This is a genomic window from Streptomyces sp. NPDC000075, from assembly GCF_040301925.1.
GTDB lineage: Bacteria > Actinomycetota > Actinomycetes > Streptomycetales > Streptomycetaceae > Streptomyces > Streptomyces polychromogenes.
In genome coordinates, this window is the sequence record NZ_JBEPFL010000039.1 from 49,372 (window position 1) to 63,455 (window position 14,084).

Annotated in this window: 17 protein-coding genes; 7 read left to right on the plus strand and 10 right to left on the minus strand. The window is 74.5% G+C overall.

All coding sequences use genetic code 11. From position 1 onward, the window contains the following. Positions 1-163 precede the first annotated feature (163 nt). On the plus strand, positions 164-850 hold the full coding sequence (locus tag ABT403_RS32795) for a hypothetical protein (RefSeq protein WP_344158337.1): 687 nt from the start codon (positions 164-166) through the stop codon (positions 848-850). A gap of 19 nt (positions 851-869) precedes the next feature. Here ABT403_RS32795 and ABT403_RS32800 read toward each other — a convergent pair whose 3' ends face one another. Further along, the gene (locus ABT403_RS32800) at positions 870-1,754 is read right to left on the minus strand and encodes a SigB/SigF/SigG family RNA polymerase sigma factor (protein WP_344158339.1); all 885 of its coding nucleotides are present in this window, start codon (positions 1,752-1,754) and stop codon (positions 870-872) included. Between the two features lie 181 nt (positions 1,755-1,935). On the opposite strand from ABT403_RS32800, the gene ABT403_RS32805 reads away from it, so the two are divergent. Together ABT403_RS32805 and ABT403_RS32810 are read left to right on the plus strand one after the other, a co-directional pair. Further along, the gene (locus ABT403_RS32805) at positions 1,936-2,316 is read left to right on the plus strand and encodes a helix-turn-helix transcriptional regulator (RefSeq protein ID WP_344158341.1); all 381 of its coding nucleotides are present in this window, start codon (positions 1,936-1,938) and stop codon (positions 2,314-2,316) included. Positions 2,317-2,656: 340 nt separating this feature from the next. Next, positions 2,657-3,016 (plus strand): PRC-barrel domain-containing protein, encoded by a 360-nt coding sequence (locus ABT403_RS32810; RefSeq protein ID WP_344158343.1) that lies wholly within the window; start codon positions 2,657-2,659, stop codon positions 3,014-3,016. A gap of 119 nt (positions 3,017-3,135) precedes the next feature. On the opposite strand, the gene ABT403_RS32815 is transcribed toward ABT403_RS32810, so the two are convergent. Next, on the minus strand, positions 3,136-3,378 hold the full coding sequence (locus tag ABT403_RS32815) for a protealysin inhibitor emfourin (RefSeq protein WP_344158345.1): 243 nt from the start codon (positions 3,376-3,378) through the stop codon (positions 3,136-3,138). 276 nt (positions 3,379-3,654) lie between these two features. Between ABT403_RS32815 and ABT403_RS32820 the strand changes: the two genes are divergently transcribed. Together ABT403_RS32820 and ABT403_RS32825 are read left to right on the plus strand one after the other, a co-directional pair. After that, the gene (locus ABT403_RS32820) at positions 3,655-4,755 is read left to right on the plus strand and encodes a mechanosensitive ion channel family protein (protein WP_344158347.1); all 1,101 of its coding nucleotides are present in this window, start codon (positions 3,655-3,657) and stop codon (positions 4,753-4,755) included. A gap of 61 nt (positions 4,756-4,816) precedes the next feature. Further along, positions 4,817-5,098: a WhiB family transcriptional regulator gene (locus ABT403_RS32825; protein WP_344158349.1), complete on the plus strand. Its 282-nt coding sequence runs from the start codon at positions 4,817-4,819 to the stop codon at positions 5,096-5,098. Between the two features lie 4 nt (positions 5,099-5,102). On the opposite strand, the gene ABT403_RS32830 is transcribed toward ABT403_RS32825, so the two are convergent. From ABT403_RS32830 to ABT403_RS32850, 5 genes are all read right to left on the minus strand, one after another. After that, complete coding sequence (locus tag ABT403_RS32830) at positions 5,103-5,885, minus strand: polysaccharide deacetylase family protein (RefSeq protein ID WP_344158351.1); 783 nt, start codon at positions 5,883-5,885, stop codon at positions 5,103-5,105. 14 nt (positions 5,886-5,899) lie between these two features. Beyond that, positions 5,900-7,078 carry a serine hydrolase domain-containing protein gene (locus ABT403_RS32835; protein WP_344158353.1) on the minus strand — a complete coding sequence of 393 codons (1,179 nt, stop codon included), beginning with the start codon at positions 7,076-7,078 and terminating at the stop codon, positions 5,900-5,902. A gap of 163 nt (positions 7,079-7,241) precedes the next feature. Next, positions 7,242-7,703, minus strand: a complete 462-nt coding sequence (locus ABT403_RS32840) for a DUF3887 domain-containing protein (RefSeq protein WP_344158355.1) — start codon at positions 7,701-7,703, stop codon at positions 7,242-7,244. Between the two features lie 46 nt (positions 7,704-7,749). After that, the gene (locus ABT403_RS32845) at positions 7,750-8,793 is read right to left on the minus strand and encodes a HEAT repeat domain-containing protein (protein ID WP_344158357.1); all 1,044 of its coding nucleotides are present in this window, start codon (positions 8,791-8,793) and stop codon (positions 7,750-7,752) included. Positions 8,794-8,825: 32 nt separating this feature from the next. Continuing rightward, positions 8,826-9,545 (minus strand): HEAT repeat domain-containing protein, encoded by a 720-nt coding sequence (locus ABT403_RS32850; RefSeq protein WP_344158976.1) that lies wholly within the window; start codon positions 9,543-9,545, stop codon positions 8,826-8,828. Positions 9,546-9,614: 69 nt separating this feature from the next. Between ABT403_RS32850 and ABT403_RS32855 the strand changes: the two genes are divergently transcribed. After that, on the plus strand, positions 9,615-10,166 hold the full coding sequence (locus ABT403_RS32855; protein WP_344158359.1) for an SMI1/KNR4 family protein: 552 nt from the start codon (positions 9,615-9,617) through the stop codon (positions 10,164-10,166). Between the two features lie 53 nt (positions 10,167-10,219). Here ABT403_RS32855 and ABT403_RS32860 read toward each other — a convergent pair whose 3' ends face one another. Next, entirely contained in the window at positions 10,220-10,729 is a 510-nt protein-coding gene (locus ABT403_RS32860) for a hypothetical protein (RefSeq protein WP_344158361.1), read from the minus strand. Positions 10,730-10,979: 250 nt separating this feature from the next. On the opposite strand from ABT403_RS32860, the gene ABT403_RS32865 reads away from it, so the two are divergent. Beyond that, positions 10,980-11,690, plus strand: a complete 711-nt coding sequence (locus ABT403_RS32865) for a scabin-related ADP-ribosyltransferase (protein ID WP_344158363.1) — start codon at positions 10,980-10,982, stop codon at positions 11,688-11,690. A gap of 3 nt (positions 11,691-11,693) precedes the next feature. Here the strand turns inward: ABT403_RS32865 and ABT403_RS32870 are convergent, their stop codons facing one another. Beyond that, a complete protein-coding gene (locus ABT403_RS32870) occupies positions 11,694-12,941 on the minus strand; it encodes an SUKH-4 family immunity protein (protein ID WP_344158365.1) in 1,248 nt (415 codons plus the stop codon). Between the two features lie 96 nt (positions 12,942-13,037). Next, positions 13,038-14,021: an aldo/keto reductase gene (locus ABT403_RS32875; RefSeq protein WP_344158367.1), complete on the minus strand. Its 984-nt coding sequence runs from the start codon at positions 14,019-14,021 to the stop codon at positions 13,038-13,040. Positions 14,022-14,084 lie beyond the last annotated feature (63 nt).

Sequence of the window (14,084 nt, forward strand, 5' to 3'; positions counted from 1 at the left end):
GGCCCGGCCGTCGCGGCCGGTGCCGGGCCGTGGGGTGGCGTGCCGTAGCACATCTGGCCCGTTCCGGGGGGAAGCTCACGTATGTCCGCCCCCGGCGGTGGGGCGCTCACTACCGTGGCGGGGACGGCCACGCCGCTCGGGCGGCCGGGGAGGAGCGGGTCCGATGGGGACCATGGTGGTGGGGTTCCGGCTCGGCTGGGACAGGAAGGGGCGGCAGGCGACGGTCCTGCTCACCCAGGCGGGGGTGCTGCACCACAGCACCGGCCTGCTCGGCCTGGCGGTGCGGCCCACCCGGCCGCACGCCCCGGCCGGCCCCGACCCGCACCCGGTGCCGCGCCAGGCCGCGACGCTGCGCAAGCTGTACGCCGACCTCCACCACCAGGGCTACACCCGCGAGTTGATCCCCCCGGCCTGCGTCCGCCTGGAGACGGAGGAACACCCCCTGCACCCCCGCCCGTACGGGGAGCACGCGCCGCCGCCGCATCCGGAGCTGATCGCCGACTTCACCGGAGCCGCCCCGGCGGGCCCCGGAACGCTGGAGGACGCCCTGGCCGCCTTCTACACCGCGGTCGGCCTCACCCCCCGCCCCCGGACGGCCCTCCCGGGCGGCCCGGCCGGTGTGCCCCCGGCGGTCCGCGAAGCCCTGCGGGGTCTGGCCGAGGGCCGCACCCTGGCCTCCCGCCCCCGGCGCGGGGCGGGCTGGACCGTCACGGGGGCGGGGGTGCGGCTGAGCGTCGGACATGTCGGAGAGGACCTCACCCACCGCGAAGTGGCGGAACTCCAGGCCGCGTTGACGGCCTGGCTGCGCCACCGGCGCCGCCCCGGCACGGCGGGGTCCGGGACGAGGTGACCGGGGCCGGCCCAGGGGCTCAGTCGCGCAGCAGTTCCTCGCGCAGGGCGCCCAGGGTGCGGGTGAGCAGGCGGGAGACGTGCATCTGGGACATGCCGATCTCCTCGCCGATCTGCCGCTGGGTCATCTCCTGCCCGAAGCGGAGTTCGAGGATGCGCGTGGTGCGTTCGTCCAGCCCGGACAGGAGGGGTGCCAGGGACTGGAGGTCCTCGACCGTCTCCAGGGCGTCGTCGGTCTCGCCGAGGGTCTCGGCGAGGGTGTGCGGGGAGCGTGCCGCCCCGGGGGCCGACTCGCGGCCGTCGGGGGAGCCCGTGGCGGCGTCGAGGGACTGGGTGGAGTAGCCGTTCGCCGCGACCAGGCCCTGGCGGACCTCGTCCTCGGTGAGGTCCAGGTGCTCGGCGAGCTCGGCGGGGGTGGGCGCGCGGCCCGTCTCGGAGGTCAGCTCCTCGGTGGAGCGGGCCAGCTGCGCACGCATCTCCTGGAGGCGGCGCGGGACCCGGACGGCCCAGGTCGTGTCCCGGAAGTGCCGTTTGATCTCGCCGGTGATGTACGGCATGGCGAGGGTGGAGAACTGGGTGTCGCGGTCGAGCTCGTACCGGTCGATGGCCTTGATCAGGCCGATGATGCCGACCTGCACGATGTCCTCGTTCTCCGGGCCGCCCGGGCGGTCCCGGAACGGGCGGGCCGCGAAGTTGACCAGTGAGACGTTCATCTCGATCAGCGTGTTGCGGACGTACTGGTATTCCGGGGTGCCCTCGTCCAGGCTCCTGAGCCGTTCGAAGAACACCCGCGTCAGCTGGCGGGCCTCGCCCGGGTCCACCTCCCGTGGGCAAGGCACGTGCGGCAGACCGTCGATCACGGGGTGCTCCGTGACGGACGGGGCGGCTGTGTCGGCAGTGGCCATAGAGGTCATCGTCTCCGCTCCTTGGGCACGGGTGCTTGCGGTGCGCTGCTCGCTCGTCGAACAAGCGGAAGTTCGATTCCGCTCACCCTGAACCCTGCCCGGGCGGCGGACACACGTCAAGGGATACCGGAAAAGTATTTCGGGATTTGCCTTTCGTTCGTCTCCACCCAACAATGGCCGCGTGGAGAACGAGCACGTGGGGTCCCGCCGGAACCGCTGGACCTTCCTGACCAACCACGCACGGGTCCTGATCGCCATCGCGCGGGACCCGGGCATCCGCCTGCGCGACATCGCCCTGGTCTGCGGCCTCACCGAACGGACCGTGCAGGCGATCGTCACGGACCTCCAGGCGGACGGCTACCTCAGCCGCACCCGCGACGGCCGGCGCAACCGCTACGTCGTCGCCCCCGGAGCCCGCTTCCGTCACCCGGCCGAGGCCGACCGCGAGATCGCCGGCCTGCTCGCGTACCTCGCGGGCCCCCTGGCCGTCCCGGCGTCGCCGCCCGCGGGTGAGGCGCACGCGGAGGCCCCCGCCCGCAGCGAGCCGCACGCGACCGCCTAGGACGGGCCCGGGCCGGCCCGGCCACGACCGGTGTGCGTCGATCCGCCGATCCGGGGCAGGCGAGCCGCATGGAACCCCTCTCCCCGTGTGCCTCCCGTCCGCGACGGCCTCCGGGCCCCGGCCCGCGGCAACTGCGCGCCCTGCTGCCCGTGTTGCCCCGTCAGGCCGACCGCCGGGGGCCCGGGCCCGCCGCCGTCGCCCATCTCGCGACGCGGCCGAAACCCGGCCCCGGCGGCCCCAGGCCGCCGCACCACCACCCGGCCTTGCTGCTCGGCGCCGCCGGGCTGCTGGGCCTGGGCGTACGCGCGCTGAACCACCACCGAGAAAGGAACCCGAACCGATGAACGACAACATCTGGGCCTACCACCTGACCGTCGCCCACTTCGAGGACCGGGACCTCACCGGCTACAAGGTGGAGGCCCTGGACGGCACCATCGGCAAGGTCGACAAGCACTCGTACGAGACCGGCGCCTCCTGGATCGTCGTCGACACCGGCCCCTGGATCTTCGGCAGGGAGGTGCTCCTGCCCGCCGGCACGATCACCCGCGTCGACACCACCGAGGAGAAGGTCTACGTCGACCGGACCCGGGAACAGATCAAGGACGCTCCGGACTTCGTCAGGGACAAGCACCTCGGCGACCCCGACTACCACCAGGCGGTCGGCGGCTACTGGGGCGACACGGTGCGCCGCCAGTACTGACCCCCCACCCCAGGGAAAGCACACGGCCACCGCCGCACGGACGGACTCCGTGCGGCGGTGGCCGCGTCATGAGGCGTGTCACGAGGGGGAGGGCGGCCGCCCTCCCCCCGGTGGTCGGATCAGGCGCCCTCGCCGAGCACGCCGTGGATCAACTCCCTCTGCTCCTCGGACAGATACGGGTCCTGAAGGTCGATCGCCCGCCCGTCGACGGTGATCCGGTAGTGGTAGCCGTCCGCCGTGGACGCGACGGCCCGGTGCGCCAGCTCCTCCCACCGCGGCGCGTCCCGCAGACCCGTCGTGTCGAGCTCGCGCTCCTTCTCGCCTCCGGCGAAGCCCCCGGATCGGGTGACGGTGATCAGCATGGTCCCTTTCCTTCCTGGGTCCGGTGTCCGCCGCCGCGCCCGGCCCGGGCGCCCGGCGGCGGAGGCGGCGCGTCGGCCGCCTCCGCCGCGACTGCCCCGGATCCGGGCCGCGTCCCGGGGGAAGGACCCGAACGCGGCGAATCGGCCGGAAACCGCCGGTCGTGCCGGCCGGCCCCGCCGCCGGTTTGCCGGGGGGACGGCAGGGCACGCGCGGACCCGATCCGCACCCAGCGGCACCCTTCAGCCCCCTTCCGCCCCTACACCCACCGAGGAGCCATGAACGGCGTTCTGAGACTGCTGACCGTCATAGGCGGCTCCATCGTGCTCACCTTCGCGGCCGGCCGGCTCGCCGACCTGCTGCTGAGGCGCGTGGACGCCCGCCACCCCGAGACCCCCCTGTGGAGCCTGCTGCGCCGCTGCGGGCTCCCCCTGCGCGTCCTCCTGCTCTCCGCCCTGCTGCGCGCTTCGTACCGGCAGACCGGCTGGCAGCCCCTGCGGGCGCACGAGGCGGCCGTGGGCAGGACCCTCTCGCTGGTCACGATCGGCGCGGGCGCCTGGTTCGTCGTCCGCATCACCGCGGCGGTGGTCGAGTCCTCGTACGCCCGCTACGCCACGGGCACCCGCGACCCGTCCCGGCTGCGCCGGGTCCGCACGCAGGTGACCCTCATCATGAGGATCGTCACCGCCGTCGTCGCACTGGTCGCCGCGGCCGCGATGCTGCTCACCTTCCCCGGCCTCCGCGCCGTCGGAACCTCCGTCCTGGCCTCCGCCGGGATCATCGGCATCGTCGCCGGTGTGGCCGCCCAGTCCACGCTCGGCAACCTCTTCGCCGGGTTCCAGATCGCCTTCGGCGACCTGGTGCGCATCGGCGACACCGTCGTCGTCGACGGTGAATGGGGTGTGGTCGAAGAGGTCACCCTCACCTTCCTCGCCGTGCGCACCTGGGACGAGCGCCGCATCACCATGCCCGTCTCCTACTTCACCGGCAAACCCTTCGAGAACTGGTCCCGCGGCGGGATCCAGATGACCGGCACCGTGTTCCTGCACTGCGACCACAGCGCCCCCGTCCCCCTGATCCGCGAACGCCTCAAGGAGATCCTCGACGGCTGCGCGGCGTGGGACGGTCGCGGCTGGGACCTCGCGGTCACCGACACCACCCCCACCACCGTCGTCCTGAGGGCCATCGTCACCGCCAAGGACCCCGACGACCTGTGGACCGCCCGCTGCGCGGTGCGCGAGCAACTCGTCGCTTGGCTCGCGGAGAAGCACCCGTACGCGCTCCCGCGCGTCTCCACCTCCCCGGCCGTCCCCGCCCCGGAGCGGTACCCGGGCCCGGAGAGGTTTCACGACGGGCGACCGGGCCAGACGCGGGACTGACGCACATCATGCACACCGGCACACGCAACGCCACCCCCTCACACGGGAAAGGAGCCCACCCATGTCCGACGTGTCACGGCTGCCGGGCCGAGCGGAACACCACTGGGCGTGGCAGGAACACGCCGCCTGCCGCGACCTCGGCCCGGACCGGTTCTTCCACCCGGCGGGCGAGCGCGGCGAGGACCGCGCGGAACGCGACGAGGCGGCCCGGGAGATCTGCGCGCTCTGCCCGGTGCAGGCCGAATGTCTGCGCCACGCCCTGCGCGTACGGGAGCCCTACGGGGTGTGGGGCGGCCTCACCGAGGAGGAACGCCGCCCCCTGTACGCCCGCGCCGCGAGCTGAACGGTCAGGGCGCGGAGGCGTTCCAGTAGGCCCGGCCCGGTTCGGGCCGGCGGGGGGCGAAGAGCTCGGAGACGGTCACCGGAGTGAGGCCGCGCCGCCGCAGCCCGTCGATGACGGCCGGCACCGCGGGCACCGTTCCCGGGTAGATGTCGTGCAGCAGGATGATCCCGTCGCGCTGCGCCCCCTCGAGGACGCGGCGGGTGATGACCCCGGGGTCGTGGTCGCGGTAGTCCCGCGCCGTCACGCTCCACAGGATCTCCGCCAGCCCGAGGGAGCGGCAGACCTCGGCGACCTTCGGATCGGTCTCCCCCTGCGGAGGGCGCATCAGGGTGGGGGTCCGGCCGGTCAGTTCCCGCACCCGGTCCTGGACGAGCACCAGCTGGCGGCGGACCTCCCCCGGCGGGGCCGAGGGCAGGATCGTGTGCGACCAGGTGTGGTTGCCCAGTTCGTGGCCCTCGGCCGCCTCCCTGCGGACCAGTCCGGGACGGTCCACGGTGTGCTTGCCCAGGAGGAAGAACGTCGCGTGCACGCCCTTCGCCTTGAGGACGTCCAGCAGGCGCGCCGTGTCCGCGCCCGGACCCGCGTCGAAGGTCAGGGCGACACAGGCGGTCCTGCGGCAGTCGACGGGCGCCCGCCGCGCGGGAGCGGGCGGTGACGCCGGCGCACTGCGCCCGGACCGCGTGGCGCCGGGGGAGACCGTGGCGGGCTCGGCGCGAGGGGCGGGGGCGGGGGCGGGCTGCGCGGCGGTGCAGGCACCCAGGAGCAGGGCCGCCGCGAGGCCGGTCAACGCCCCGCTGATCCTCAGGAGGGGTCCTTGAGGAGGGCGCAGGCGAAGTCCTCCTGGACCGTGCGGAGCCGGGCCAGCAGGGCGGGCTTGTTGTCCTTGCTGGTCTGGGTGTTGATGGAGAACGTGAGGGAGCGGGTGCCGTCCGGGGTGGTCGCGGCGAGCTGGGTGTAGCCCGGGAAGTTGCCGGTGTGCCCGTAGAGGACCCCGCAGCGGGTGGTGTACCGGTAGATCGCGAGGCCGGCGGCGTTGGTGCCGGGACCGGCGGGCTCCGAGGAGTCGCCCGGGCGGAAGGTGAGCTGCTCCTTGCGGGTCTTCTCCGAGAGCAGGGCGGGCCCGCCGTACGCGCGGATGAACGCGCCCAGCTCCCTCGGGGTGGAGACGATCCCCCCGGAGGCCCAGACCCCCGAAGCACCGAGGGCCTCGCTGACGTCCTCGGGTCCGGCGGGCGGGGTGACGTCGTAGCCGTGCAGGTACGGGCGGGGGAGCCGGTATCCCAGGGGCAGGCTGGTCCGCCGCAGTCCCAGCGGGCGGGACACGAGGTCCTCGAGGAGGTCCTCGTAGCGGCGGCCGGTGGCCGCCTCGGCCATGAGGGCGACGGCGATGTTGTCGGAGTTGGAGTACGCGTACAGGGTGCCCGGGCGGAACAGCAGCGGCTCGTCGGCGACGAAGCCGAGGAGGGTGCGCGGGTCGAACCGGTGGCGGGGGTCGGCCTGAAGGATCCTCAGGAACCCGGGGTCGGCCGAGAAGTCGGGCAGACCGCTGGTGTGCCCGAGGAGCTGGCGCAGTGTCACCGCGTGCCAGCCGGCGGGCTGGCCGGGCAGCCGTTCGCCGATGGTGTCGTCGAGGGAGAGGAATCCCTCGTCGACGAGCCGGAGGGCCACCGCCCCGCTGTACGCCTTCGCGATGCTGGCCACGCGCATGTGGTCGTCGGGGTCCGGGCGCTGGCCGGTGGCGATGTCCCCGACCCCGGCGGTGTACACCCGCGTCCGGCCGTCCCGGGTGAGGACGGCGATGGCCCCGGGCGGGCCGTCGGCCTGCGCGACGAGCCGTTCCAGCTGCCGCCGCAGACGCTCCTCGCGGCCCGGGTGCCCGCCGTCGGCCGCCTGCGCGGGCGGCGGGATCGCGCCGAGCGCGGCGGCGGTGAGCGCGGCGGCGGACAGTCCGGCGCGGAAGCGGCGTACGCGGGTGGGCACGGGTGTCTCCCGGTGTGGGGCGGTCGGGGCCGGCGGCCGTCGAGGCCCTGCCGGTACCGCCTGCCTAGCACCCGCCCGCCCACCCGCGCCCCGCGACGCGCCCGCCGGGAGCCGCCCGGCGCACACGGATTCCTCCGCACCGGGGCGGCGCGCCACGGTGGCCCTACGCCACCGGCACCCCCGTGCGCAGGAAGTAGAGGCCGATCAGCCGGCCCCCGTCGTCGAACGTGACGCGGAACTCCCCGGGCTTCGCCGCCATCTTGAGCGGTACGTTCACCACCGTGCCCACCCCCGCGTCGACCTGGCGGGGGTCCCCGTGGGAGACGTAGCGGCCGAACTCGCCCTGGTACGCCGCCCAGGACCTGGCCAGTACCTCCGGGGACGCCTGGGACCGCAGTGCCGGGGCGAAGCGGGCCGAGACGGCGGCGAAGTCGCCGCGTACCACCTCGGCCAGGGTGTCGAGGGCCGTCTGTCCGTACGAGGGCCCCACCCGTAGCGCCACCACCGGGAACGCGTCCCGGGCCACTGCCGGGGAGGCGTGTGCGGCGCCGAGCAGCGCCGCCGCGGCGAGCGCGGCGACGGCCGTGGTGCGGACGAAGCCGTTCCTGCGGGGGACCGGGGTCATGGGCTGCTCCTTACCTCCGCGCGAAGCCGAACCCCGCCCCTTCAGGCTAGGACCCCCGCGAACCGCCCGCACGCGGGCTCCGGGAGGCGGGCGCCCCGCGCAGTTCCAGCAGGTAGGCCGCGGTGCGGGCGACGGTGCGGTCCTCGTCCCGCGACAGGTCCGCGAGGGCGCGCGACGCCGTGGCACCGGGGAGGTCGGCGAGCGCCTGCACCAGCCGCAGCCGGGCGGGCGGTCCGGCCGTGCCGGAGGCGAGCCGGTCGCGGAACCCGGCGGCGATCCGCTCGGCCAGCGGCGGATCCCCGGCCAGCGCGCTCAACGCGTCGGCCGCGTCGACGTCGTTCCTCCCCTCGACCACCATGTCGGTCAGCGCCGGCACCGCCCGCGCCACCCCCCGCGCCCCCAGTGCCAGCGCGGCGGCCGCGCGCACCCCGGCGTCGCCGTCCCCGAGCACCTCCTCCAGCAGCACGGTCGCCCCGGGCAGCGGGATCTCCGCGAGGGCCCGCACCGCGCTCCTCCTCACCTCGGCCGACGGCGAGCGCAGACCCCGCGCGAGCGGGCCGATCCCGGCGTCGCCGGCCCGGGCCAGCGCCCAGCGCAGGGCTCCGGCGACGCTCGGGTCGCTCTCGCCCAACGCGGCCTCGGCCAGGGCCTCCACGGGAACCGCGCCCCCTTCCGCCGTCGACAGCGCGGCCCGCTGGCGCTCCCCGGCGCTCGGCGACCTGAGCGCCTGAAGGAGCGCGACGACGCGCAGGACCTCCTCCCAGCCGCCCGGCTCGGCGGCCCCGATCCGTTCCAGCCGGGTGAGGAGCCGGGTCTCGGCGGCGATCCGCTCGCGCACCTCGCGCACCAGGTCGTCGATCAGCCCGGCGGGCGTGAACGCGGGATCGTCCAGCGCCCGCGCGACGTCCCGCAGCCCGAGCCCGAGCGAGCGCAGGCTCTCGATGTGGAAGATCCGCCGGATGTCCTCCTCGGAGTACTCCCGGTAGCCCGCCCCGGTCCGGCCGGCCGGCCGCAGCAGGCCGAGCGACTCGTAGTGCCGGAGCATCCGGGCACTGACCCCCGACCGCCGTGCCACGTCACCGATCAACACTGCCCGTCCACTCCCTGCGGCCGACCCCGTCCTCACCCTCCGACCATGATCCGCTTCGCCTCCCACAGGGCGTACTCGAACCCCGTGTCCGGGTCGCGCACCAGCCGTTCGGTGGCGAGGGCGTGCTCACGGGCCCCGGCGGCCGCCCCTGTCGCCGCCGCCGCTGTCGCCGCCGCCCCTGTCGCCGCCGCCCCTGTCTCCGGCGCCCCTGTCGCCGCGGCGCGCAGCACCGGCGCCGCCGCCTCGCCCAGCGCGACGAACGCCCGGCTGAGGCTCAGCCGCGTCTCCAGGCCGCCGCGTCCGAGCTGCGTGGCCAGCACCTCGGCCAGCCCCTTCCGCCCCTCCTCGGGCACCAGCACGACCGCCGCCCGCCAGGCGCTGCGCGCCACCGCGTCGTCGGCGTCGGTCAGCAGCTCCCGGGTGATCGCCGGCCAGGCGCCCGGATCCCCGATCTTGGACAGCGTGTGCAGTGCCTGGCTGCGGGCCTGGGCCCGGTCCGAACCCAGCGCGGCCACCAGCTTCGGAACCGTCACCGCGGCCGGGTACCGGGCCAGCGCCCAGGTCAGCATGTCCCGTACGAAGAACTCGGGTTCGACCGCGCACCGCTCGACCAGCACGTCGACGCAGCGGGGATCCGCGGCCGTCCCCACCTCCAGCGCCGCCCGCAGCCGCACCTGGGCGCTGCCGTCCTCCAGCCCCCGCAGGGCCCGCACCGGGCCCGTTTCCCCATCACGCGTGATCACCGGGACCACCTCCTCGGCGCACAGCGAAACCCTTGCCACCGTGTCAAGGTCAAGCCGCGCCGCTGTTACGGTCACCGGATGGGGAACTGGGACGGGGACGGGATCCGCGCGCGGATCGGGGAGATGGCCGCACGGGACCCGGGGCGGGAGCGCTTCGGGGCGGACACGCACCGGTACGTGCTGGCGCCCCCGCTGCCCGAGGCGCGGATCAGGGCCTTCGAGGAGCGCCACGGGATCGCTTTGCCGGCGGACTACCGGTCCTTCGTCGCGGAGGTGGGCGACGGCCCGGCCGGCCCGGCGCACGGGCTGATGCCCCTGACCGTCCCCCGGCCGGAGGCCGGCGAGGAGTGGGCGGTGGACGGCGAATGGGAGGAGGACCGGCTGCCGGGCCGGCTCTCCGCGCCCTTCCCCCTCACCGGGCCCCGGCCCGGCCGGCTCACGGTCCGGCCCGAGGTCCTCACGGCGGGCACGCTCATGCTGGCCGAACGGGGCTGCGGCGTCTTCGTCCGGCTGGTCCTGAACGGCCCGTACGCCGGCGAGGTCTGGGAGATCGATCCGGACTGGGGCGGCTTCGTACCGCTGAGCCCGGGGTTCCGCGCCTGGTACACGGACTGGCTGGCCGGGCCCTAAGGCCGCGCCGGCCGTGCCTGGCCCGCCTCGCCCGCCCGCCTCGCCCCGAGGGCTCAGCAGCCTCCGCAGTTGTAGTAGAGGACGTCCCAGTGGTTGCCCTCGTCCGCGTAGACGTTGCCCGAGCCCGACTGCCACATGGGGGCGCCGTCGCCGCGCACGCCGATGTAGGAGAACGTGCCCTTGACGTAGTTCGTCAGGCAGGTGGCCTTCGCGTAGTCGAGCTTGTAGCCGTTCCAGTGCGAGTACGTGCCGCTCGCGTGCCCGGTCTCGGTGCCGCCCGTGATGGTGAGGCCGCAGCCGCTGGCGCTCTTGAGGGTCTGGGCGCCCTGGGCGGTGGCGAGGTTGAGCTGCTCGAAGGAGGTGCAGCTCGCGTTGTTGCGGTCCGAGCAGTTGCCCGAGGACGACCATCCGATCCCGGCCTGGCGGAACATCGAGGTCGCCGTCGCATGGGTGATCTTGGTCGCCGCCTGGGCCTGGTGCGTGCCGGTCAGGACTCCGAAGCCCGGTGCGAACAGCGCGGCGAGGACGAGGAAGAGAGCGGTGAGGACGGATCGGGTCTTCACGACGGAAGCCTCCTGCTGGGTGACCGTATGGGGTGGGCCGTGCCCGTGCGGGTGGAGCACCGTGATGGTGCCCGACCCGCCCGCCGGCCCGCCAGAGGGCCTGCCCGCGCCGGACGCGGTCCGTGCCCGGTGAATCCTTTTCCCGGTACGACTGATCCACCCGCACGGGTGGACCGGCCGCCGCACCTCGGTCCCGGCGTCCGAGGACCCCTCTATAAACGGGATGTCCTCCACCCCGACGCCTCGACTGATGGGTACTCACACCATGCTGAACGCCGCTCTGCGGGTGCTCGCCACCACCTTCCTCCTCTCCGCCGCCCTGACCCCGGCCGCCCTCGCGGCGGTGCCGGCGGCGGCCGACGACTCCAGCGCGCCCTGCGGCCCGGTCGTCGAGTACCGGGCCTGGGACTGGTGGCGCACCACCACGAACCCGCGGATCGCCCCCACGGTCGCGTCCACCGCGTCGGGCGAGCGCTGGCAGTGGCGCGACGACGTCAACACCCTGTGGCGCGGGGACACCAGGGAGAACGTCGAGGAGATCTTCCGCACCGGCTTCACCCCGCGCGGCGACCAGCTGATCCCCCTCGCCGAGTACATCGTCAAGGGAGGCGGCCAGCTCAGCGCCCATCTCAGCACCAGCTGCGACCAGTCGGTGGCCAAGCGGTTCGCGACGTACGGGGAGGAGAAGACCGGCTGGGTGTACGAGATCTACGCGCCCGGGGGCATCGACGTGAACGCCACGGCCCGCGTGAACGACTACCAGTCGCCGTACCTGTGGAACAAGGAGATCGACTTCCCCGGCGGGGTGCAGGGGAAGTTCATCAAGGGCGCCTGCAAGTACCGCCTGACGGGGACGGACCCGGTGACCAACGACAAGACCTGGCAGCAGCTCGGCTGCAAGGACAACGCCGGCTTCGCCCCCTACAAGAGCGACCGGGACGCCCGCGTCCTGACGCACTGATCCTCAGAACCCCCAGGGGCTGAGCTCGGTGATGGCGGCGAACAGGTGCCCCCAGACGTCCGCCGCGGGGGTTCGCTCGTCCACCGTGAGCGGTTCGAGGGCGGCGACCTCGCGGAGGAAGTCCCCCTCGCCGTCCTCACCGGGGTGCCCGTTCCAGCAGGCGCCCATGAAGCGGTACTGGGCCTCCAGCACCCGTACGAACGTCTCGGTGTCCCGGGCGAGCGGGAACGGGGCGCCGCCGTTGCGGACCAGCGACACCGCGCCCGTCTCCGGGTGGACCAGCACCCGGCCGGTGTCGCCGTAGGCCAGGTCCAGGGTGCCCAGGTGGAGCAGGCCGTTCTCGTCGGGCTCCAGCCCCTGTCCCTTCCCCCCGGCCCAGGCCAGGGTGAAGGTGGCGACCCCGGCGGCGAACCAGGTCGGCAGCCCCGCCGTCACGGCCAGCTCCCGCGTGGGGGCGTGGGCGAGGGCGGCGGGCAGCTGACCGGGCGTCAGCACCACCATCCCGTCGGCGTCGAACGCCTCCTCCAGGCGGGCGGCGTCGAGCGGGGCCTCGGCGGGGGCCGGCCCGGCGAACCACGGGGCGGCCTCTCCCCAGGAGACGGCCTCGGCGTCCCACGGCCCTTCCGCCGCCGCGCCGTTGTGCTCCAGGACCACGATCCCGCGCGGTTCGGAGAACAGGACGCGGCCTCCGCCCAGGGGTATGGGCTCCTCCCAGGTGTCGGGCGCGTGGAGGCCCTGATCCTCACCGTCGGGGTCGAAGAGGACGAACCCCTCGACGGGGGCGTCGTACGGCCGCTCGGTGAACTCGCCCTCGGCGGGAGCGGGTACGCGTTCGCCGGTGGCCGGATCGCGCCAGTGCTCCGGGGTCCACTGCGACCACACCCGCAACAGGAGGCGGCCGTCCGGCGCCTGGTGGACCGCGACGTCGGCGTCCCCGCTCAGGTTCGGCTTGGCCCGGTAGGCGCCGACCGGCCGCCACCAGGCCCAGACCGTCCGCCACGGCATGTCCGGCTCGGCCTCGGCGACCAGCCGCGCGTAGGCCTCGTGGCCCAGGACCGTCGCCCCGAAGTGCAGCCACGAGGCGAACTCCGCCCGGGACACCTCGGCTTCGCCCAGGACCGCTACGGCCTGCGCCCAGGCCTCGCGGCCCGCTCCGCCGCCCGTGGCGGGCAGGTCCCGGCCGGCCTCGGGCCCTGCGGCGAGCAGGGCGGCGGGGGAGGAGAACAGCGTGTCGAGAGCGTCGCGAGTCATGCCGCCATGCTGCCACCCGCCACTGACAGGGCCGTTCGCGGGGACGGGAGGGGCGGGAGGGGACGGGAGGGGCGGTGGTGGCGTCCGGACGGCCCGTCAGCCGTTGAGGTTGCTCATGTACTCCGGGGCGTAGCGCTCGCCGGAGGCCACGCCGCGCGGGGCCACCGCCTCGATGGCGGCGAGCTCCTCGTCGGTGATGGTCACACCGGTGGCGGCGACGTTCTCCTCCAGGTAGCGGCGCCGCTTCGTGCCCGGGATCGGTACCGCGCCGGTGCGCAGCACCCAGGCGAGGGCCAGCTGGGACGGGGTGACCGACTTGGCGTCCGCGAGGCGCCGGACGGCGTCGACGACGGCGAGGTTGCGGGAGAAGTTCTCGCCCTGGAACCGGGGGTCGGTCCGGCGGAAGTCGTCGGCGGCGAAGTCGTCCGGGCTGGTGATGGCGCCGGACAGGAAGCCGCGGCCCAGCGGGGAGTAGGCGACCAGGCCGATGCCGAGTTCGTCGAGGACGGCCCGTACGCCGTTGTCCTCCAGGCCCCGTTCGAAGAGCGAGTACTCGGTCTGCACGGCCGTCAGGGGGTGGACGGCGTGGGCGCGCCGGATGGTGGCCGCGGCGGCCTCGCTGAGGCCGAGGTGGCGGACCTTGCCCGCGGTGACCAGCTCGGCCATGGCGCCGATGCTCTCCTCGACGGGCACGTCCGGGTCGACGCGGTGCAGGTAGTACAGGTCGATGTGGTCGGTGCCCAGGTTGCGCAGCGAGCGGTCGGCGGCGCGGTGGATGTACTCGCGGCGGCCGTTGTGCCCGTGGACGGTGCCGTCGTCGTCGATCTCGATGCCCGTCTTGGTGGCGATGACGACCTCGTCGCGGCGGCCGGCGACGGCCTTGCCGACCAGCCGCTCGTTGACGAAGGGGCCGTAGCCCTCGGCGGTGTCGAGCAGGGTGACGCCCAGCTCCAGGGCCCGGTCGATGGCGGCCAGGGACTCGGCCTCGTCGGTGGCGCCGTAGAAGGCGCTCATGCCCATGCAGCCGAGGCCTTCGGCGCCGACCCGCAGACCCTGGGAGCCGAGTGCGCGCAGTTCCATGGTGTTCTCCTGGGGGAAGGGAAATAACTAACTGGTTACCTACATCCTGCGGGCACGGTGTCC